Origin of the sequence: Geodermatophilus siccatus (assembly GCF_900103785.1) — a bacterium.
In the GTDB taxonomy this organism is placed as follows: Bacteria; Actinomycetota; Actinomycetes; order Mycobacteriales; family Geodermatophilaceae; genus Geodermatophilus; species Geodermatophilus siccatus.
Map to the genome: position 1 here is coordinate 505,244 of NZ_FNHE01000001.1, position 18,746 is coordinate 523,989.

Sequence of the window (18,746 nt, forward strand, 5' to 3'; positions counted from 1 at the left end):
GGACCGGAGCAGCGCGGGCCCGGGCGTTCGCCGCCCGGGCCCGCGTCGCAGGGTCGTTCAGTCGTGCAGGAGCACCCGCACGGGTGTCACTCGACCGTCGTCGGGACCGTGATGGTGCCGTCGACGATCTGCTGCCTGTACTGGTCGATCTCGCCCTGGATGTCGTCGATGAAGCCGCCCGACGTGGCCAGGCCGACGCCCTCGGTGGAGAGGTCGTTGAGGACGTCGGTGGCGCCCTGCACGTTGCCCTCGGAGTAGTCGTTGATGAACTGCTCCACCGCGTTGTCGACCCGCTTGAGCATCGACGTCATGACCACCGGCTGCAGCTCCGGTCCGACGGTGAGGTACTGGTCGGAGTCGACGCCGATCGCCCGGTTGCCGGAGGCGGCGGCGGCCTGGAAGACGCCGATGCCCGAGCCACCCGCGGCGTGGTAGACGATGTCCGCCCCGGCGTCGTACATGCCCTGGGCGACGATCTGGCCCCGGGCGGGGTCACCGAAGCCCGAGACGTCACCTGCCGGGGAGATGTACTGCCGGTCGATGGTGATCTGCGGGTTCACGGCCTGGGCACCGGCCACGTAGCCGGCCTCGAACTTCTCGATCAGGGGGCTCTGCACGCCGCCGACGAAGCCGATGTGGCCGCTCTCGCTCTTCAGCGCCGCGGCGACGCCGGCCAGGAACGAGCCCTCCTCCTCGGCGAAGACCAGCCCGGTGACGTTGTCGCCCTTGGCGCCGTCGGTGTTGGAGCCGTCGACCTGCGCGAACGTGGTGTCGGGGAACTGCGGGGCGACCTCGCCGATGACGTCGTCGTAGGCGAAGCCGACCGCGATGACCGGGTTGAAGCCCTGCTCGGCCAGCTGGGTCAGCAGCTCGACGCGGTTGGAGGCGTCCTCGTTGGGGCTGAGTTCCTGGAGCTCGCCGCCGAGGGCGTCGACGGCCGCGGCCGCACCGCCGTACGCCGAGTCGTTGAACGACTGGTCACCGCGGCCGCCGGTGTCGTAGGCCAGGCCGACGCGCAGCTCCTCGGTGGCGGTGCCGCCACCGCCCTCGCCGCTCCCGCTTCCGGTGGGCTCGTCGCTGGCGCAGGCCGCCAGGGCCATGCTGCCGGCCAGCAGCAGAGCCGCGGCCTTCATCCTCCGCGCTCGGCGCAAGACGATCTCCTCTCTGGGGGACGGGCCGCACGGACGAGGCGGCCGGTCCCGGTGGGTCGGGTCCGTGCGTGGCTGCCGGCGGGCGCCGGTTCCCACAGCACGCGACGACGGCACGCTAACCGCGCCCCGCAGCTGCACCGAACCCCGCCGGAGAGACCGAGACGGGATCGTTGCCAACGCCGCGCGAGGCAGTGGTCCGCGCCACGCGCGCCGCCGGCCCCGGTTGAGGGCTAGCGTGCCCGCCATGCGACGACCGGTGGCGCGGCTGGCCGCCGCGGTGCTGGCGACGGGGCTGCTGGTGGGCGGCGCGGGGCCCGCGGTGGCGGAGGACGCCCGGCCCACCGCCGACCCGTCCGCGCCCACGCCCACCGCACCTCCGCCCGGCGGACCGCCCCAGGGCAGCGGGCCCGGCGGGGTGACCGTCGGCGGCGAGGAGCTCGACACCCGCGGCACCGTCGTGGTCGACGGGGCTCCCCCGCTGCCGGACGAGGTGGTCGCTCCCGGCTGGCTGGTGGCCGATGCCGGCAGCGGAGCGGTGCTGGCCGCCCGCGACCCGCACGGCCGCTACTACCCCGCCAGCACGCTCAAGACCCTGACCCTGCTGACCCTGCTGCCGCTGCTGGACCCCGCCGAGGTCGTCGAGGGGACGGTCGAGGACGAGGCGGTGGAGGGCAGCCGGGTCGGCATGGTCGCCGGTGGGCGCTACCGGGTGTCGCTGCTCTACCAGGCGCTCGTGATGCAGTCCGGCAACGACGCGGCCAACGCCCTCGCCCGCGCCGCGGGCGGCACCGACGTCACCGTGCGTGCCATGAACGAGATGGCCGAGTCCATCGGCGCCCACGACACCGTCGCGGGGACGCCGTCCGGGCTGGACGTGGCCGGCCAGTCCTCCTCGCCCTACGACCTCGCCCTGGTCTTCCGCCGGCTGGTCGAGGACCCGGACGCGGTCGCACTGCTGCGGACGCCACTCGCGGAGATGCCCGCGGTCGAGGGCCGCTCCCCCGGCTACCAGATCCAGAACCAGAACCCGCTGGCCGGCACACCCGGCAACCTCGGCGGCAAGACCGGCTTCACCGACGCCGCCCGGCACACCTTCGTCACGGCCGCCGAGCGCGACGGCCGGCGGCTGGTGGTCAGCGTGATGGGCACCGAGAACGTGCCACGGCGCGCCGCGGACCAGGCCGCGCTGCTGCTGGACTGGGGCTTCGCCGCCCCGGCCGGGACCGAGGGCGTGGGCCGCCTGGTCGACTCCGCCGCCGACGCCTCCCCCCTGTCTCCCACCCCGTTCCCCGGGCCGGCCGGGGTGGTCGCCACCCCGGCGCCCCCGGCCACGGACGACGGGCAGTCGGTGCTGGTGCCGGTGGCGCTGGGCGTGACCGCCGCGGGCATCGTCGTCGCCACGGTGGTCGGCGTCCGCCGGGCGATCGAGGTGGTGCCCGCGCCGGTCAGCCGGGCGCCGGAGCGCCCCGGCCCTCGGCGGCCGGGGCCACCGGCCGGCGGCCCTCGGCCACCACGCGCACGTCCCCCTGCACCTGGGGCAGGGTCGCCGTCCACGCGGCCGTGAAGAAGGCGAACCGGCAGACGACGTTGATCCAGATCAGGATGCCGACGGCGCCGCCGAACGCCGACGCCGTCACGCTGCCCGAGATCAGCGACAGGTAGAGGCTGCCCACCAGCTTGAGCACCTCGAAGCCGACGGCGCCGAACAGCGCCCCGGGCAGCAGCCGGCGCAGCGGGTAGGAGGTGGAGGGCACGACCCGCAGCAGCCACAGGAAGACGACGACGTCGGTGAGGAGGGCCAGGCCCAGCCCGAGCGCGGCGGTGAGCAGGAACAGGCCGGGGGCGCGCTCGAGGCCCAGCGCCTCCAGCGTCCAGGACGTGGCCCGGGTGACCCCGCCGGTGAGGCCGAGGCTGAGCAGCCCGGCGAGGCCGAAGGCGGCCAGCGCCAGCAGGTCCTGCAGGTTGTCGCGGAGAAACTCCGGGTCGTCGACGCGGCCCTTCCAGATCCGTTCCATGCCCAGGCGCAGCTTGTCCATGGCGCGCAGCCCGGCGTAGAGGAAGCCGACGAGGCCGATGAGTCCGGTGATCCCCGCGGAGCCGACGGCGCGGTCCAGCTCACCGGTGATCTCCGCGCCGGTCGAGCCGGGGAAGCTCTCGCGGATGGTGTCGGACAGCTCCTGCTGCAGCAGCGCGTTGCCCGCCAGGACCAGCCCGATGACCGACGCGACGAGCAGCAGCACCGGCACCAGGCCGAGGAAGACGAAATAGGTGACGCCGGCGGCCATGAGGTCGCCCTGGGTGCGCTGGTAGCGGCCGCCGGCACGGGCCAGGTGGTCCAACCACGGGAGGCGGCGGCGCAGCCGGGTGACCCGGTCCTGCCAGCGTCCGGGCAGCTGGGTGACCCGCGACCAGCGGCCGCCGGGAGGCTGGTCCCCGGCGGGCGCGGGTGCGGACCGCTCGGTCCGGGTGGCACTCACCCGCCCCAGTCTGCGGGCAGACCGCCCCGCCCGCGCCCCGGCCCCGGGAGACGTGCGGGAACGGCCACCCTCCAGAGCCCGCCGGCCCCGTCCCGGGTGGCCCCGTCCAGAGGCTCGCCGCGAGCCTGCGAGCGGTGAGGAGGACGGGGTCCTCTCTCAGTGCGGCGGGCCGGTGAGGGGGTACTCGCGGGCGATCACCCAGGTGCCGTCGGGCGTCTGCTCGAACTCGGTGAAGTGCTCGACGCGGAACTCCGCCGAGAGGTCGGCCAGGCCGCTGTAGGCCAGGTCGAGCATGTCCGGAGGGACGTCGTGCGCCACGGTCACGTGCGGGTGGTACGGGTAGGACAGCGACCGCGCCAGCGGCCCGCGGCGGACGTCGTTGGCAATCAGCTCGCAGTTGCCGATGCCGCGGGCCACGGCCACGAACACCACCGCCGAGACCGGCGCGAACGTCCCGGTGCCCGACAGGTGCATGTCGAACGGCGGGTGGTTGGCCGCGACATCGGCCAGGTGGGCGCTGATCACCGGCCGGTCGGCCAGCGGCACCTCGGTCGGCGGCAGCAGCGTGACGTGCGGCGGCACGGAGGTGGCCTGCGGGTCCCCGACCTTGGCCCGCCAGTCGACGAACAGCTGCGACCACGGCTCCGGGATGGGGACGACCACGCCGAGGACGGCGGTCCGCGCGGCGCTGCGGCTGCGCGGGACGAAGGTGTCGTCGTTCACGCGGGCGCTCCTGCGGGTGGCAGGAAGCCGACCTTGTCGTAGACGTCGGCGACCGTGCGGGCGGCGACCTCGCGGGCCCGGGCCGCACCCTGCGCCAGGGTGCGCTGCAGCTCCGCGGGGTCGTCGAGCAGCTCCTGGGTGCGCTGGCGGACCGGCGTCACGAAGTCGACGACGACCTCGGCCAGCTCCTTCTTCAGGTCGCCGTAGCCGCGGCCGGCGAACCGCTCCTCCAGCTCGGGGATCGACGTGCCCGACAGCGCGCTGTGGATGGTCAGCAGGTTGGTGATCCCCGGCTTCTCCACCGGGTCGGCCACGACCTCGCGGCCGGTGTCGGTGACCGCCGAGCGGATCTTCTTGGCGGTCACCTTGGGGTCGTCGAGGAGGAACACGCAGCCGGCCGGCGGGAGGCTCTTGCTCATCTTCTTGTCCGGGGACTGCAGGTCCATGACCCGCGCCGCCCCCGCCGGGATGATCCCCTCGGGCAGCGGGAAGGTGTCGCCGAAGCGGCCGTTGAACCGGGTCGCGAGGTCGCGGGTGAGCTCCAGGTGCTGGCGCTGGTCGTCCCCGACCGGCACCTGGTCGGCCTGGTAGACGAGGATGTCGGCGGCCATGAGCACCGGGTAGGTGAACAGCCCGACCGAGGTGCCGGAGGTGCCCTCGCGCTGGCTCTTGTCCTTGAACTGCGTCATCCGGCTGGCCTCGCCGAACCCGGTCAGGCACTCCAGCACCCAGGACAGCTGCAGGTGCTCGGGCACGTGGCTCTGCACGAAGAGCGTGCTGCGCTCCGGGTCGACGCCGAGGGCCAGCAGCTGGGCCGCGGAGACGAGGGTGTTGCGCCGCAGCTCCGCCGGGTCCTGGGCGACGGTGATCGCGTGCAGGTCGACGACGCAGTAGAAGGCCTCGGTGTCCTCCTGCAGCCGCACCCACTGCCGCAGCGCACCCAGGTGGTTGCCGAGGTGGAACGAGCCCGCCGTCGGCTGGATGCCGGAGAGCACACGGGGAAGAGGCACGTCGGCCATCAAACCAGCCGATCCCGGGGCGTGGCGCCGCACGTCCCGAACGTCCTCGTCACCGGCGGGTCACGCGACCGGAGCGGTCGACCGGACCTCGTCCAGCGCGGCGAGCAGGACGTCGTCCTCCTCGGGCGTGCCGACGGTCACCCGGATCCCCTCCCCGGCGAACGGCCGCGTGATGACCGCCCGGGCCTCCAGCGCGGCCGCCAGCCCCGCGGCCTGCTCCCCCACCGGCAGCCAGACGAAGTTGGCCTGGCTGTCGGACACGTCGAGGCCGCGCTCGCGCAGCGCGGCGGTGAGCCGCGCCCGCTCGGCGGTGACCGCGGCACAGCGCCGGCGGACCTCGCCCTCGCTGGCCAGCGCGGCGACCGCGGCGGCCTGGGCGAGGCTGGAGACGCTGAACGGCACGTGCGTCCGGCGGACCGCGTCGGCGACCGCGGGGTCCTCGGCGACGAGGTAGCCGACCCGCAGCCCGGCCAGCCCCCAGGCCTTGGAGAAGGTGCGCAGCACGGCGACGTTGGGCCGCCCGCGCATGCACTCCAGCCCGTCGGGGACGTCGGGGTCGGTGACGAACTCGCGGTAGGCCTCGTCGAGGACGACGAGCGTGTCGGCGGGGACGGCGTCGAGGAACCGCTCGAGCTCCGCCCGGCGGACCGCCGTCCCGGTGGGGTTGTTCGGGTTGCAGACGAAGACCACCCGGGTGCTGTCGTCGACCGCGGCGGCCAGCGCCCCGAGGTCGTGGGTGTCGGCCGGGCCGCCCGGGCGGCCGGGCACCAGCGGCACCTGGATCGACCGGGCGCCGGCGACCTGCGCCAGCAGCGGGTACATCTCGAACGACCGCCAGGCGAAGGCGATGCTCGTGCCGGGGTCGTTGAACGACTGCGCCAGCTGCTGGCAGAGCATGACCGCGCCGCACCCGGTCACCACCTGGGCGGGGTCGACGCCGTAGCGCTCGGCCAGGGCGGCCGTGAGGACCACGGCGCCGTTGTCGGGGTAGCGGTTGGTCTCCGCCGCCGCGGCCGCGAGCGCCTCGACGACGGCCGGGAGCGGCGGGAACGCCACCTCGTTGCTGGCCAGCTTGACCGCCCGCTCGACGCCGATCTCCCGCGCGAGGTCGGCGGGGTTGCGCCCCGGCCGGTAGGCGGGCAGCTGCTGCACGGCCGGTCGTGCGCTGACCACGTCGGGACCTCCTGACCGCGGCTCCGCGTCGCGACGCTGGGTGGCCGCGCGCGGATCTAGGGTGGGCGCATGCGCGTTCTCGTCGCCGGTGGAGCCGGCTACATCGGCAGCGTAGTCACGGCGGCCCTCCTGGAGGGCGGGCACGAGGTGACCGTCCTCGACGACCTGTCCACCGGCCACGCCGACGCGGTCCCCTCGGGGGCGAGGTTCGTGCAGGCCTCGCTGCACGACTCCGCACCGGTCCTGGCCGAGGTCCGCCCCGAGGCGGTGCTGCACTTCGCGGCCAAGAGCCTGGTCGGCGAGTCGCAGGTCAAGCCGGAGGTCTACTGGGACACCAACGTCTCCGGCACGCTGGCGCTGCTGGAGGCCATGCGCGCAGCCGACTGCCGCCGGATCGTCTTCTCCTCCACCGCGGCCACCTACGGCGAGCCCGAGCAGGTGCCGATCCGCGAGGACGCCCCCACCCGGCCGACCAACACCTACGGCGCCACCAAGCTCGCCGTCGACGCGATGCTGACCTCGTACGCGGCCGCGTACGACTTCGCGGCGGTGAGCCTGCGCTACTTCAACGTGGCCGGTGCCGCCTACGGCCTCGGCGAGCGGCACACCACCGAGACGCACCTCATCCCGATCGCGCTGCAGGTCGTGGCCGGCCAGCGGGACCACCTGACGATCTACGGCGAGGACTACCCCACGCCCGATGGCACCTGCATCCGCGACTACATCCACGTCGAGGACCTCAGCGACGCCCACCTGCTGGCGCTGACCGCCCCGTCCCCGGGCCAGCACCGCATCTACAACCTGGGCAACGGCACGGGCTTCTCGGTGCAGCAGGTGATCGACGCCGTCCGCGAGGTCACCGGCCACCCGGTGCCGGTCGAGGTCGGGCAGCGGCGGGCCGGGGACCCGGCGCAGCTGGTCGCCTCCAGTGACCGGATCCGCGGCGACCTGGGCTGGACGCCGAAGCACACCGACCTGGCCGGCATCGTCCGCGACGCCTGGGAGACCGCCCAGAAACGGGCCTAGTGCGAGCTCGCGACCGGCGGGAGCAGGCGCGGCCCCGTCCGGGCCCCGCCCTGAGCCTGCGAAGGGCGGCCAGACGGGGCCCTTCACCCGATCGTGCTGGTGGGCACCTGCGCGGGGTCGATCTCGGGCTCCGGCGCGCGGCTGACCGAGATCCGCGCGATCCGCCGTCCGTCGAGCTCGAGGACCGTCAGCGTGCGCCGCTCGACCTCGACGCTGTCGCCGACGACGGGCAGCCGGCCGAGCTCGGCGAGCACGTAGCCGGCCACGGTCTCGTAGGGGCCCTCGGGCAGCTGCAGCCCGGTCACCTCGCGGAAGTCGTCGAGGTTGAGCAGCCCGTCGACCTCGTGCGGGCCGTCCGGGCGCTCCTCCCCCTCGCCGGCGACGTCCTCGTCGTACTCGTCGTAGATCTCCCCGATGACCTCCTCGATGAGGTCCTCGAGGGTGACGATGCCGTCGGTGCCGCCGTACTCGTCCACGACGATCGCGAGGTGGTGGTTCTCGCGCCGCATCTCCGACAGGGCGGTGAGGACGCCGGCGGTGCCCGGGAGCCGCTTGACCTCGCGGACCAGGTCGCCGACGGTCGCGGCGCGGCCGGCCGGGTGGTTGGGCAGGAACAGGTCGCGGACGTGCACGAAGCCCAGGACGTCGTCCTCGTCCCGGCCGACGACCGGGTAGCGCGAGTGGCTGGAGTCCGAGACCTGCTTGGCCGCGCGGCTCGCGGTCATCGACGCCTCGAGGAAGTCGACCTCGGTGCGCGGCGTCATGACCTCGCGGACCTCGCGGTCGCCGGCCCGGAAGACCTCCCCGATGAGGCGGCGCTCGTCGGAGCTCAGCGACTCGTGCGCGGTCACGAGGTCGCGCAGCTCCTCCTGGCTGATCGACTCGCCGCTGGCCGCCGGGTCGCCGCCGAGCAGCCGGACCAGCAGGTTGGTCGACTTCGACAGCAGCCAGATCACCGGGCGCGAGAGCTTGGCGATCGCGTTGAGGGGTGCGGCGACCAGCAGGGAGAAGCCCTCGGCCCGCTGCAGCGCCAGGCGCTTGGGGGTCAGCTCGCCGACCACCAGGGACAGGTAGCTGATCGCGATGGTGACCAGCACGAAGGCCAGCGTGCCGGCGAGGCCCTCCCGCATGCCCAGGTCGACCAGCCAGTCGGCGAACGGCTGGGAGAGGGTGCTGGCACCGAACGCGGCGGAGAAGAAGCCGGCCAGGGTGACCCCGACCTGGACGGCGGCGAGGAAGCGGTTGGGGTCGCTGAGCAGGCGCTGCACGGCCTTGCCGCGCCGTCCGCCGTTCTCGGCCATCGCCCGCACCTGGGACTCGCGGAGCGAGACGAGCGCGATCTCCGCCCCCGAGAAGGCGCCGCCGATCAGGACGAAGACGACGACCATCACGATGTTGAGCCAGACGTCGCTCACCGGCGGCGTGCTCCTGTCGGACGGGGCTGTGGGACGACGTCCATGCTGCCCGCTCGTCCTCCGGAGAGCACCACCCGAGCCGGGTCGACCGGCCCACAGTGACCTCGGCCACCTCCCACTGCCGATCACACTCCGCGTACGGCTACTCTTGCCAGAGTAACGATTCGTGATCTAGCACCTGGTGAGGACCACCACTCGTGCACCACATGCCGGCGGGTCCGCCGCTCTCTTCCCGCATCGCCGCAGCGCTCTCCCGGTGGGCTCGCCTCCTCCGGCTCCCGCGCCTGGTGCCCCTGCTCCTCGTGGCCGGCGCCGTCGCCGTCGTGACGGTCGGTGTGCCCATGGTGTCCGGCGCCGTGACCAGCTTCACCGAGCCGGTGGCGCTCGAGTCGACCCCGACTGCCGCCGGCAGCGCCGCCGACGCGGTCGGCTCGGGCGGGTCGTCCTCCGGCGGGTGGGTGGACGACCCCCTCGTGCGGATGGGCGTCGACGGCGCCCCGGCACCGCAGACCCCGGCCGCGGCGCCCGCCGCTCCGTCGTCGGTGGAGGCGCCGTCCCCGGTGGGCACGTCGGCACCCGCGACCGGGTCCGCGCCGGCCGAGGCGTCGGAGCGCGCCGTCCCCGTCGAGGAGCCGGCGGGCGAGTCCCCGGCCGAGGCGCCCGCCGTGGAAGCGGAGACCGCGCCGGCACCGGTGGCCCGGGCCGCCGTGCCCGCGGACCCCACCGCGGAGGCCGCGGTGCTCGCGCTGGTCAACGAGGCCCGGGTCGACGCCGGCTGCGGTGCCCTGACCGCCGATCCGGCGCTGGCCGCGGTGGCTCGGGCGCACAGTGCGGACATGCGCGACCGCGACTACTTCTCGCACACCAGCCCGGAGGGCCTGTCCCCCTTCGACCGGGCCGAGCAGGCCGGTGTCGACCACTCGCGGGCCGAGAACATCGCCTTCGGCCAGGCCGACGCGACCGCGGTGATGGAGGCCTGGCTGGAGAGCCCGGGCCACCGCGCGAACATCCTCGACTGCGAGCTGACGAAGCTCGGGGTGGGCGTCGCCGAGGGCCCCGGCGGCCCCTGGTGGACCCAGCTCTTCGGCGTCTGAGAGAAGCCCCGGCCACCTGCAGGCTCGCCGCACGGCCGGGGCGGGTGTCCGCCGAACGGGTGTCATACCGGGCCGGCCGGCTCCGTCGATCCGGTAGACAGCAGACCGTCGCCGCGATCGCGGAGGCGGACTCGCCCGACGGACGGACGGAGACACGATGAGCTCGGCCACGAGGACGGACACGCAGCCGCCGGCAGTGCACGCCGCCGACAGCCACGACCTGATCCGCGTGCTCGGCGCGCGCGTGAACAACCTCAAGGACGTCAGCGTCGAGATCCCGAAGCGCCGGCTGACCGTGTTCACCGGCGTCTCCGGCTCGGGCAAGAGCTCGCTGGTCTTCGACACGATCGCCGCGGAGTCGCAGCGGCTGATCAACGAGACCTACAGCGCGTTCGTGCAGGGCTTCATGCCCTCGCTGTCGCGGCCGGAGGTCGACCTGCTGGAAGGCCTGACGACGGCGATCCTCGTCGACCAGGAGCGGATGGGAGCCAACCCCCGCTCGACCGTCGGCACCGCCACCGACGCCAACGCGATGCTCCGGATCCTCTTCAGCCGGCTCGGGCAGCCGCACGTCGGTCCGCCGACGGCGTTCTCGTTCAACGTCCCCACGCGCAAGGCGAGCGGGGTGATGAGCACGGAGAAGGCCGGCGGCCGCGTCGAGAAGAACGTGGTGCGCGACGTCGTCTACACGGGTGGCATGTGCCCGCGCTGCGAGGGCATGGGCTCGGTCTCCGACTTCGACCTCGCGGCCCTCTACGACGAGTCGAAGTCGCTGAACGAGGGCGGCCTGATGGTCCCGGGCTACAGCATGGACGGGTGGTACGGCCGCCTCTTCCAGGGCATCGGCCTGGACCTGGACAAGCCGATCGGGAAGTACACGAGGAAGGAGATGGACGACCTCCTCTACAAGGAGCCGACGAAGATCAAGGTCGAGGGCATCAACCTCACCTACGAGGGCGTGATCCCCAAGGTCCAGAAGTCCATGCTCTCCAAGGACGTCGACGCGCTGCAGCCGCACGTCCGGCGCTTCGTGGAGCGGGTGATCACGTTCCAGACCTGCCCCGAGTGCGACGGAACGCGGCTCACCCCGGAGGCCCGGTCGTCGAGGATCGGCGGCAAGAACATCGCCGACGTCTGCGCCATGCAGATCAGCGACCTGGCCGGCTGGGTGCGGGACCTCGACGAGCCGTCGGTGGCGCCGCTGCTCACCGCGCTCCAGCACCTGCTCGACTCGTTCGCGGAGATCGGACTGGGCTACCTCTCCCTCGACCGGCCGGCCGGCACGCTCTCCGGGGGCGAGGCGCAGCGCACCAAGATGATCCGCCACCTCGGCTCGGCGCTCACCGACGTCACCTACGTCTTCGACGAGCCCACGATCGGGCTGCACCCCCACGACATCGAGCGGATGAACGACCTGCTCCTGCAACTGCGGGACAAGGGCAACACGGTGCTCGTCGTCGAGCACAAGCCGGAGACGATCGCGATCGCCGACCACGTCGTCGACCTGGGCCCGGGTGCCGGAACCGGCGGCGGGGAGGTGGTCTTCGAGGGCACCGTCGGCGGGCTCCGGGGGAGCGGCACGCTGACCGGCCGGCACCTCGACCACCGGGTGTCCCTGAAGCCGTCGGTGCGCACCCCCTCCGGAGCCCTCCAGGTGCGCGGCGCGGACACCCACAACCTCCACGACGTCGACGTCGACATCCCGCTCGGCGTCCTGGTGGTGCTCACCGGCGTCGCCGGCTCCGGGAAGAGCTCGCTCATCAACGGGTCGGTGGCGCCCCGGGACGGCGTGGTGGTGGTCGACCAGGGGGCCATCCGCGGCTCGCGGCGGAGCAACCCCGCGACGTACACCGGACTGCTCGAGCCCATCCGCAAGGCGTTCGCCAAGGCCACCGGCGTGAAGCCCGCGCTGTTCAGCTCGAACTCGGAGGGCGCCTGTCCCGCCTGCAGAGGCGCCGGCGTCATCTACACCGAGCTGGGCGTCATGGCCACCGTCGAGTCGACCTGCGAGGAGTGCGAGGGCAGGCGGTTCCAGGCCTCGGTGCTCGAGCACACCCTCGGCGGCCGCAACATCGCCGAGGTGCTCGCGATGTCGGTGACCGAGGCGGAGGACTTCCTCGGCTCCGGTGCGGCGCGCACGCCGGCCGCGCACGTGATCCTCGACCGGCTCGCCGACGTCGGGCTCGGCTACCTCAGCCTGGGTCAGCCGCTGACGACGCTGTCCGGCGGCGAGCGGCAGCGCCTGAAGCTGGCCGCCCAGATGGCCGACAAGGGCAGCGTCTACGTGCTCGACGAGCCCACGACGGGCCTGCACCTCGCCGACGTCGAGAACCTGCTCCGCCTGCTCGACCGGCTCGTCGACTCCGGGAAGTCCGTCGTCGTCATCGAGCACCACCAGGCGGTCATGGCACACGCCGACTGGATCATCGACCTGGGCCCCGGCGCCGGCCACGACGGCGGCCGGGTGGTCTTCGAGGGCACACCCGCCGACCTCGTCGCCGCCCGCTCCACCCTCACCGGCGAGCACCTCGCGGCCTACGTCGCCTGACGCACGGCGGCCCCCTCACCACGAGGTGAGGGGGCCGCTGCGCCTGGTGACGTGCTGGAACGGTCACCCTTCAGGGTCCCGCGCCGAGCCTGCGAGGCGTGGGGGTGAAGGGTGGTCCTCCTTTACGCCATGGCCTTCTGCAGGTTGCCGTCGATGGCCGCCAGGAAGTCCTGGGTGGTCAGCCACGGCTGGTCCTTGGAGATCAGCAGCGCGAGGTCCTTGGTCATCTGGCCGCTCTCGACGGTGTCGATGCAGACCTTCTCCAGGGTCTCCGCGAAGCGGGTCACCTCGGGGGTGTTGTCCAGCTTGCCGCGGTGGGCCAGACCCCGGGTCCAGGCGAAGATCGACGCGATCGGGTTGGTCGACGTCTCCTTGCCCTGCTGGTGCTGCCGGAAGTGGCGGGTCACCGTGCCGTGGGCGGCCTCGGCCTCGACGGTGCGCCCGTCCGGGCTCATCAGCACCGAGGTCATCAGGCCCAGCGAGCCGAAGCCCTGTGCCACGGTGTCGGACTGGACGTCGCCGTCGTAGTTCTTGCAGGCCCAGACGTAGCCGCCCTCCCACTTGAGGGACGCGGCGACCATGTCGTCGATGAGCCGGTGCTCGTAGGTGATGCCGGCCTGCTCGAACTGGTCCTTGAACTCCGCCTCGAAGACCTCGGCGAACAGGTCCTTGAACCGGCCGTCGTAGGCCTTGAGGATCGTGTTCTTGGTGGAGAGGTAGACCGGGTAGCCGCGCTGCAGGCCGTAGTTCATCGAGGCCCGGGCGAAGTCGCGGATCGACTCGTCGAGGTTGTACATGGCCAGCGCGACACCGGCGCCGGGCGCCTGGAAGACCTCGTGCTCGATCGGCGCGGAGCCGTCCTTGGGCGTGAAGGTCACCGTCAGGGTGCCCTCGCCGGGGAAGCGGAAGTCGGTGGCGCGGTACTGGTCACCGAAGGCGTGACGGCCGACGACGATCGGCTTGGTCCAGCCCGGCACCAGCCGCGGCACGTTCTGCATGATGATCGGCTCGCGGAAGATGACGCCGCCGAGGATGTTGCGGATCGTCCCGTTCGGGGACCGCCACATCTTCTTGAGGCCGAACTCCTCGACGCGGGCCTCGTCCGGGGTGATCGTCGCGCACTTGACCCCGACACCGTGCTGCTTGATCGCGTTGGCGGCGTCGACGGTGATCTGGTCGTCGGTCTCGTCGCGCTTCTCGATGCCCAGGTCGTAGTACTCGAGGTTGACGTCGAGATACGGGAGGATCAGCTGGTCCTTGATGAACTGCCAGATGATCCGGGTCATCTCGTCGCCGTCGAGCTCGACGACGGTTCCCTCGACCTTGATCTTTGCCACGTGCGGGTCCCTCTCTACATGCTCCGAGCCGGTTCGGCTCAGAGGTCGGCTACGTCGGCCTGCTTGGCGCGCACGGCCTCGGCCGCCTCGCGCAGCCCGGCCAGCTCGCTCTCGGTCAGGTCACCCTCGACCACCCGGCGCACGCCCTCGCGGCCGATCTCGGCCTCGACCCCGAGGTAGACCCCGGAGATGCCGTACTCGCCGTCGACCCAGGCACACACCGGCATGACCGCACCGGAGTCGTCCATGACCGCACGTGCCATGCGCGCGGCGGCCGCGGACGGGGCGTAGTAGGCCGAGCCGGTCTTGAGCAGCGCCACGACCTCGGCGCCGCCGTTGCGGGTCCGGTCCACGAGGTGCTCGATGCGGTCGGCCGGCAGGACGTCGGACAGCGGCTTGCCGTCGACGGTGCAGCGCGAGGGCACCGGCACCATCGTGTCGCCGTGCGAGCCGAGGGTCAGGGTGCGCACCGAGCCCACCGGGACGCCGAGCTCCTCGGCGACGTTGTTGGTGAACCGGGCGGTGTCGAGCATGCCGGCCTGGCCCATCACCCGGTTCTTGGGGAAGCCGGTGGCCAGCTGGGCCAGGGCGGTCATCTCGTCCAGCGGGTTGGACACCACGATGACCACGGCGTCCGGCGAGGTCTGCGCGATGTTCTCCGCGACCTGACGCACGATCTTGGCGTTGGTCTCGATGAGGTCCATCCGGCTCATGCCGGGCTTGCGGGGCAGGCCCGCGGTGATGACGACGACGTCGGAGCCCTCGGTGCCCTCGTAGGACCCGCCGCCGACGCCGACGACCTTCGTCTCGAAGCCCTCGATGGGGCGGGACTGGTTCATGTCGAGGGCCAGGCCCTCGGGCTTGCCCTCGACGATGTCGGTGAGCACGACGGTCTCGAAGACGTCGTACTCCGCGAGTCGGAGGGCGGTGGTCGAGCCGTAGAACCCGGCACCGACGACGGTCACCTTGCCGTTCCTGGGCTGCTCTGCCATGGCGGCCAACCTATCGCTGGGCCGGGCCCCGCGCCCGGTCGGGTGATCCGCCACCTCACTCGCCCGGGATCGCCGGCGCGGAGGCGGTCGGCGTGCCCCCGGCGCCGACCAGCAGGACGACGTCCACCGGACGGCGGCGGGTCGCCCCAGCACGTCGCTCTGCCATGCGCGGGGTTCGTCACGGAGAGGTTCCGGAGCGCTACGCTGCCGTGAGCTCAGTCACACGGACGGGGGAAACGTGGATCGACAGCGCAGCTCACTCGCCGTCGCGGCCGTCCTGTGCATCGCACTGAGCGGCTGCGGGGCGAGCGGGACCGGAGCCGCACCGACCGCGCCGACGGTCACCGTGACGGCCGAAGCGCCGACCAGCCAACCCGATGACAGCAGCGCCTCACCGAGCACCGAACCACCGTCGAGCGCTCCGGCATCGACGAGCCCGGGCTCGGTCCCGACCGACAGGGTCGGACAGCCCTTGGGTCTCGCGGATGCACAGTCCTCCTATCCCGAATGGGAGGAGGGCCTGTACGAAGTCGCCGACCGGACCGACGTCCGAGCCATGGGCGCGCCCGTGACGAGCTGTGGAGATCAAGGGGACTACTCACCCCGACTGGAGTTCCGCCTGGCGAACCGCTTCACGACCCTGAGCATGAACGTCGCGCAAGCCAACTCGTCCCAGGACTCCGATCAGACGCTCGTCGTGGTCGTGGAGGGGAACGACAAGCCGCTGGACATCCAGAAGATCCCGTTCAACGAGGTCGTCACCATCTCTGACCTGAACATCGAGGGGGTCAACGCGTTGCGCGTCAGGATTTTCCTGGACGACGAGGACGAGGACTGCGGGTCGAGCAGCAGCCAAGCCACCGCGGTGGTCGAGAAGCTCGTCGTCACCTGAGGAGACGACGTATGGCGCGTGAGCCCTCCGCGACTCGCCAGAGCGCCTCCGCAGGCCGCGCCGGTCCGAGGACCCCGTGGAAGGTCATCGCCGAGGTACTCGGGGTCCTGGCCGCGATCGCCACCATCGTGACCTTGTTCCTCACGATCTGGCCCCCCGGGAAGGGCCCCACGACTGCTCAGACGCCGCCCTCAGGGGTGACGAGCACCGCCCCCCAGCAGAGCGAGGCCTCTCGTGCACCGCTCACCGCCCTGGAGGTCGGCGACTGCCTCGATCCAGGGCTCACCTCGATGACGCGATGCGACGTCGAACACGGATACGAGGTGTTCGCGCTCGATGACTGTGACGACAGCGCCCTCCTCACGTACCTGGGCGGAAACCCCACCGTTGACATCGTCAGGGCGACGCCCCGACGTGTCGACGTCTCAGGCAGTGCCGCCTGCGTCGTCTCTCCCCCTGCGGGGGCACCCGACGATCTGCCCGCAGCCGGCGTCCTCCAGGGACCGGATGACGACGCGTGGAGATCGTGCATCGACGACCGGACCGGTCAGCAGGACGTGTCGTGCGCGGCCCCGCACACAGGTGAATGGGTGTCCACGGAACCCCCGACGGACGACGCAGTCGACTGCGAGGAACTCGCGACCCGCTACCTGGATGCGCCACCGACCCGGTTCACGGGCCGGTTGCAGGTCGGCAGTTCACGAGGACCCGCGGGACCGCGCTGCTTCGTGACGGTACTGGGGGGCGACCTCCTGACCGGGTCGCTCCGGGACATCGGGGTCTCGTCCCTGCCGACGGACTGAGGCTCGGGACCAGGTCAGCCTCAGGCGCCCGGGATGGCCAGCGCGAAGGCGGTCAGCGTGATCCCGACGCCGACCAGCAGGACGACGTCGACCGGACGGCTGCGGACGGCCAGGAAGCCGAGCCGACGCAGCGGGAGCGACAGCCGCAGCACCCCGGCGCCGACCAGCGCCAGCCCGACGACGACCAGCCCCCGCCGCCAGTGCTCGAAGGTGACCATGAGCAGCCCGACGCCCACCGCGAGCAACACCGCCAGCAGTGGCAGCTGCCGCAGCAGACCGGCCAGGAACGGCCGGCGGGTGTAGAGCGGCGGGCGCGTCACCCGGTCTCCTCGCCGGCGCTCGTCGGCCGCGTTCCGCGCGTCGGTCCGTCCCCGCGTGACCTCGCGAGCTCGGTCACGACGCGGAGAGGACGTCCGCGGCGGCGGCCTGCTCGGCGGCCAGGACGACGTTCCGCAACAGCATCGCCCGGGTCATCGGGCCCACCCCGCCGGGGTTCGGGGCGACGTGGCCCGCGACCTCGACGACGTCCGGGGCGACGTCTCCGGCGATCTTGCCGTCGACCCGGCTGACGCCGACGTCGAGGACTGCGGCGCCGGGCTTGACCACGTCCTTCGTGACCAGGCCCGGGACGCCGGCTGCGGCGACCACGATGTCGGCGGCGCGCAGGTGCGCGGCCAGGTCGCGGGTACCGGTGTGGCACAGCGTCACGGTGGCGTTCTCGGTCCGGCGGGTGAGCAGCAGGCCCAGCGGCCGGCCGACGGTGATGCCGCGGCCGACGACGACGACCTCGGCGCCGGCGATCGGGACGTCGTGGCGGCGCAGCAGCTCGACGATGCCGACCGGCGTGCACGGCAGCGGGCCCGGGACGTTGAGCACCAGCCGGCCGAGGTTGACCGGGTGCAGGCCGTCGGCGTCCTTGGCCGGGTCCATCCGCTCGAGGACGGCGCTCTCCTCGATGCCCCGCGGCAGCGGCAGCTGGACGATGTAGCCGGTGCAGTCCGGGTCGGCGTTCAGCTCGTCGACGACGGCGAGGACGTCGGCCTGCGTCGCGGTCGCGGGCAGCTCGCGCTGGATGCTCGCGATGCCGACCTGGGCGCAGTCCGCGTGCTTGGCGTTGACGTACCAGCGGCTGCCGGGGTCGTCGCCGACGAGCAGCGTGCCCAGGCCCGGCCGGTGGCCGGCCGCGGTCAGGGCAGCGACCCGCTCGGTCAGCTCGGCGCGGATGGCTGCTGCGGTGGCCTTGCCGTCGAGAGTCGTCGCCTGCACGGCCGACAGTCTGCCGGAGAGGGGTCCGGCGTGAGCCACCCCGCCCTAGGCTCGCAGGTGCGGGCGCCTCCCGCGCCCGCTGTTGCGCGAGGAGTGCAGATGAGCGAGCGCGAGCAGTCCCCAGCCGCCGGGACGCGAGGCACCGATGACTGGCGGGAACAGACGATCCCCGGCATCCAGCCCGTGGCCGCCCCGATCGGGGCCGGTCCCGGCTACGCCCCCGGCCCACCTCCGCCGCCTCCGGGGTACGCCCCGCGCCCGGCCCCGGAGTACTCGACCACGCCGGTCCGCGTGCGGCGCTCGGACAGCCTGGCCAGCCTGTTGCTGCTCCTGGCCGGCATCGCCGCGGGGGTCAGCCTGCTGCTGCGCTGGCTCCCGGGGAGCGACCTGACCGGCTGGGACCTGGTCCGCCGCGGGTGGGACGACGCCGCCGACGGTGGCGTCGCGGCGCTGTTCGGCACCGGGTTCTGGCAGCCGATGGCCGTCGTCCTGGGTGGCGCGGTGCTGTTCCTGCTGGGACTGCTCGTCGTCCTCCCGGCCCACACGCACCGCTTCCTCGGGGTGCTGGCGCTGCTGGTCAGCCTGGTGGCCGGAGCCGGGGTCCTGGTGCCGCTGGCCGCCGAGGGCTGGGACCCCGCCACCATCGACACCGGCTTCTGGTTCGCCGTGGCCGTCCCGGTGCTCGGCCTGCTCGGCGCGCTGAAGGCCCTCTTCACCGGCCCCCGCTGGAGGTGAGGGGATGACGCTGCGGTCCAACCGGACCGCACCGCGGCCAGGCGCCCTCCCCCTGTGGCGTGGAGCCCTGCCGACGCTCGATCGCGGGAGCCTCC

17 protein-coding genes are annotated in these 18,746 nt (G+C 72.9%); 7 read left to right on the forward strand and 10 right to left on the reverse strand.

Going from position 1 to position 18,746, the window contains the following annotated elements; translation table 11 throughout:
- Positions 1-86: 86 nt before the first annotated feature.
- Positions 87-1,151, reverse strand: a complete 1,065-nt coding sequence (locus BLS21_RS02300) for a BMP family lipoprotein (protein WP_245699956.1) — start codon at positions 1,149-1,151, stop codon at positions 87-89.
- 244 nt (positions 1,152-1,395) lie between these two features.
- Here BLS21_RS02300 and BLS21_RS02305 point away from each other — a divergent pair, with 244 nt between their 5' ends.
- Positions 1,396-2,715, forward strand: coding sequence for a D-alanyl-D-alanine carboxypeptidase family protein (locus BLS21_RS02305; protein WP_245699958.1), 1,320 nt, complete (start codon positions 1,396-1,398; stop codon positions 2,713-2,715).
- Here BLS21_RS02305 and BLS21_RS02310 read toward each other — a convergent pair.
- The 4 genes from BLS21_RS02310 to hisC form a co-directional block, all read right to left on the reverse strand.
- The gene (locus BLS21_RS02310) at positions 2,597-3,628 is read right to left on the reverse strand and encodes a YihY/virulence factor BrkB family protein (RefSeq protein ID WP_139176991.1); all 1,032 of its coding nucleotides are present in this window, start codon (positions 3,626-3,628) and stop codon (positions 2,597-2,599) included. The two genes, BLS21_RS02305 and BLS21_RS02310, sit on opposite strands and share 119 nt — an antisense overlap.
- 156 nt (positions 3,629-3,784) lie before the next feature.
- Positions 3,785-4,351, reverse strand: coding sequence for a 2'-5' RNA ligase family protein (locus tag BLS21_RS02315; protein ID WP_091213236.1), 567 nt, complete (start codon positions 4,349-4,351; stop codon positions 3,785-3,787).
- Positions 4,348-5,370 (reverse strand): tryptophan--tRNA ligase, encoded by a 1,023-nt coding sequence (gene trpS / locus BLS21_RS02320; protein ID WP_091213238.1) that lies wholly within the window; start codon positions 5,368-5,370, stop codon positions 4,348-4,350. The genes BLS21_RS02315 and trpS overlap by 4 nt, the downstream gene beginning before the upstream one ends.
- Positions 5,371-5,430: 60 nt before the next feature.
- Positions 5,431-6,543 carry a histidinol-phosphate transaminase gene (gene hisC / locus BLS21_RS02325; RefSeq protein WP_091213241.1) on the reverse strand — a complete coding sequence of 371 codons (1,113 nt, stop codon included), beginning with the start codon at positions 6,541-6,543 and terminating at the stop codon, positions 5,431-5,433.
- A gap of 69 nt (positions 6,544-6,612) precedes the next feature.
- Here hisC and galE point away from each other — a divergent pair, with 69 nt between their 5' ends.
- Positions 6,613-7,569: a UDP-glucose 4-epimerase GalE gene (galE, locus tag BLS21_RS02330; protein ID WP_091213243.1), complete on the forward strand. Its 957-nt coding sequence runs from the start codon at positions 6,613-6,615 to the stop codon at positions 7,567-7,569.
- A gap of 83 nt (positions 7,570-7,652) precedes the next feature.
- On the opposite strand, the gene BLS21_RS02335 is transcribed toward galE, so the two are convergent.
- Positions 7,653-8,984 (reverse strand): hemolysin family protein, encoded by a 1,332-nt coding sequence (locus BLS21_RS02335; protein WP_091213246.1) that lies wholly within the window; start codon positions 8,982-8,984, stop codon positions 7,653-7,655.
- A gap of 287 nt (positions 8,985-9,271) precedes the next feature.
- Here BLS21_RS02335 and BLS21_RS25700 point away from each other — a divergent pair, with 287 nt between their 5' ends.
- Both BLS21_RS25700 and BLS21_RS02345 read left to right on the forward strand, forming a co-directional pair.
- Positions 9,272-10,078: a CAP domain-containing protein gene (locus BLS21_RS25700; protein WP_245699961.1), complete on the forward strand. Its 807-nt coding sequence runs from the start codon at positions 9,272-9,274 to the stop codon at positions 10,076-10,078.
- A gap of 157 nt (positions 10,079-10,235) precedes the next feature.
- A complete protein-coding gene (locus BLS21_RS02345) occupies positions 10,236-12,626 on the forward strand; it encodes an ATP-binding cassette domain-containing protein (protein ID WP_091213250.1) in 2,391 nt (796 codons plus the stop codon).
- A gap of 122 nt (positions 12,627-12,748) precedes the next feature.
- Here BLS21_RS02345 and BLS21_RS02350 read toward each other — a convergent pair whose 3' ends face one another.
- Positions 12,749-13,963 (reverse strand): NADP-dependent isocitrate dehydrogenase, encoded by a 1,215-nt coding sequence (locus tag BLS21_RS02350; protein ID WP_091213253.1) that lies wholly within the window; start codon positions 13,961-13,963, stop codon positions 12,749-12,751.
- Between the two features lie 38 nt (positions 13,964-14,001).
- A complete protein-coding gene (mdh, locus tag BLS21_RS02355; protein ID WP_091213256.1) occupies positions 14,002-14,955 on the reverse strand; it encodes a malate dehydrogenase in 954 nt (317 codons plus the stop codon).
- A gap of 238 nt (positions 14,956-15,193) precedes the next feature.
- Here mdh and BLS21_RS24465 point away from each other — a divergent pair, with 238 nt between their 5' ends.
- Positions 15,194-15,847, forward strand: a complete 654-nt coding sequence (locus BLS21_RS24465; protein WP_139176992.1) for a hypothetical protein — start codon at positions 15,194-15,196, stop codon at positions 15,845-15,847.
- Between the two features lie 134 nt (positions 15,848-15,981).
- Positions 15,982-16,650: a hypothetical protein gene (locus BLS21_RS02365; RefSeq protein ID WP_139176993.1), complete on the forward strand. Its 669-nt coding sequence runs from the start codon at positions 15,982-15,984 to the stop codon at positions 16,648-16,650.
- Between the two features lie 20 nt (positions 16,651-16,670).
- Here BLS21_RS02365 and BLS21_RS02370 read toward each other — a convergent pair whose 3' ends face one another.
- Together BLS21_RS02370 and BLS21_RS02375 are read right to left on the reverse strand one after the other, a co-directional pair.
- On the reverse strand, positions 16,671-16,970 hold the full coding sequence (locus tag BLS21_RS02370) for a DUF3017 domain-containing protein (protein WP_091213264.1): 300 nt from the start codon (positions 16,968-16,970) through the stop codon (positions 16,671-16,673).
- A gap of 73 nt (positions 16,971-17,043) precedes the next feature.
- Positions 17,044-17,916 (reverse strand): bifunctional methylenetetrahydrofolate dehydrogenase/methenyltetrahydrofolate cyclohydrolase, encoded by an 873-nt coding sequence (locus BLS21_RS02375; RefSeq protein ID WP_091213267.1) that lies wholly within the window; start codon positions 17,914-17,916, stop codon positions 17,044-17,046.
- Positions 17,917-18,015: 99 nt separating this feature from the next.
- Here BLS21_RS02375 and BLS21_RS02380 point away from each other — a divergent pair, with 99 nt between their 5' ends.
- Entirely contained in the window at positions 18,016-18,651 is a 636-nt protein-coding gene (locus BLS21_RS02380; protein ID WP_091213270.1) for a hypothetical protein, read from the forward strand.
- The last annotated feature ends 95 nt before the right edge of the window (positions 18,652-18,746 follow it).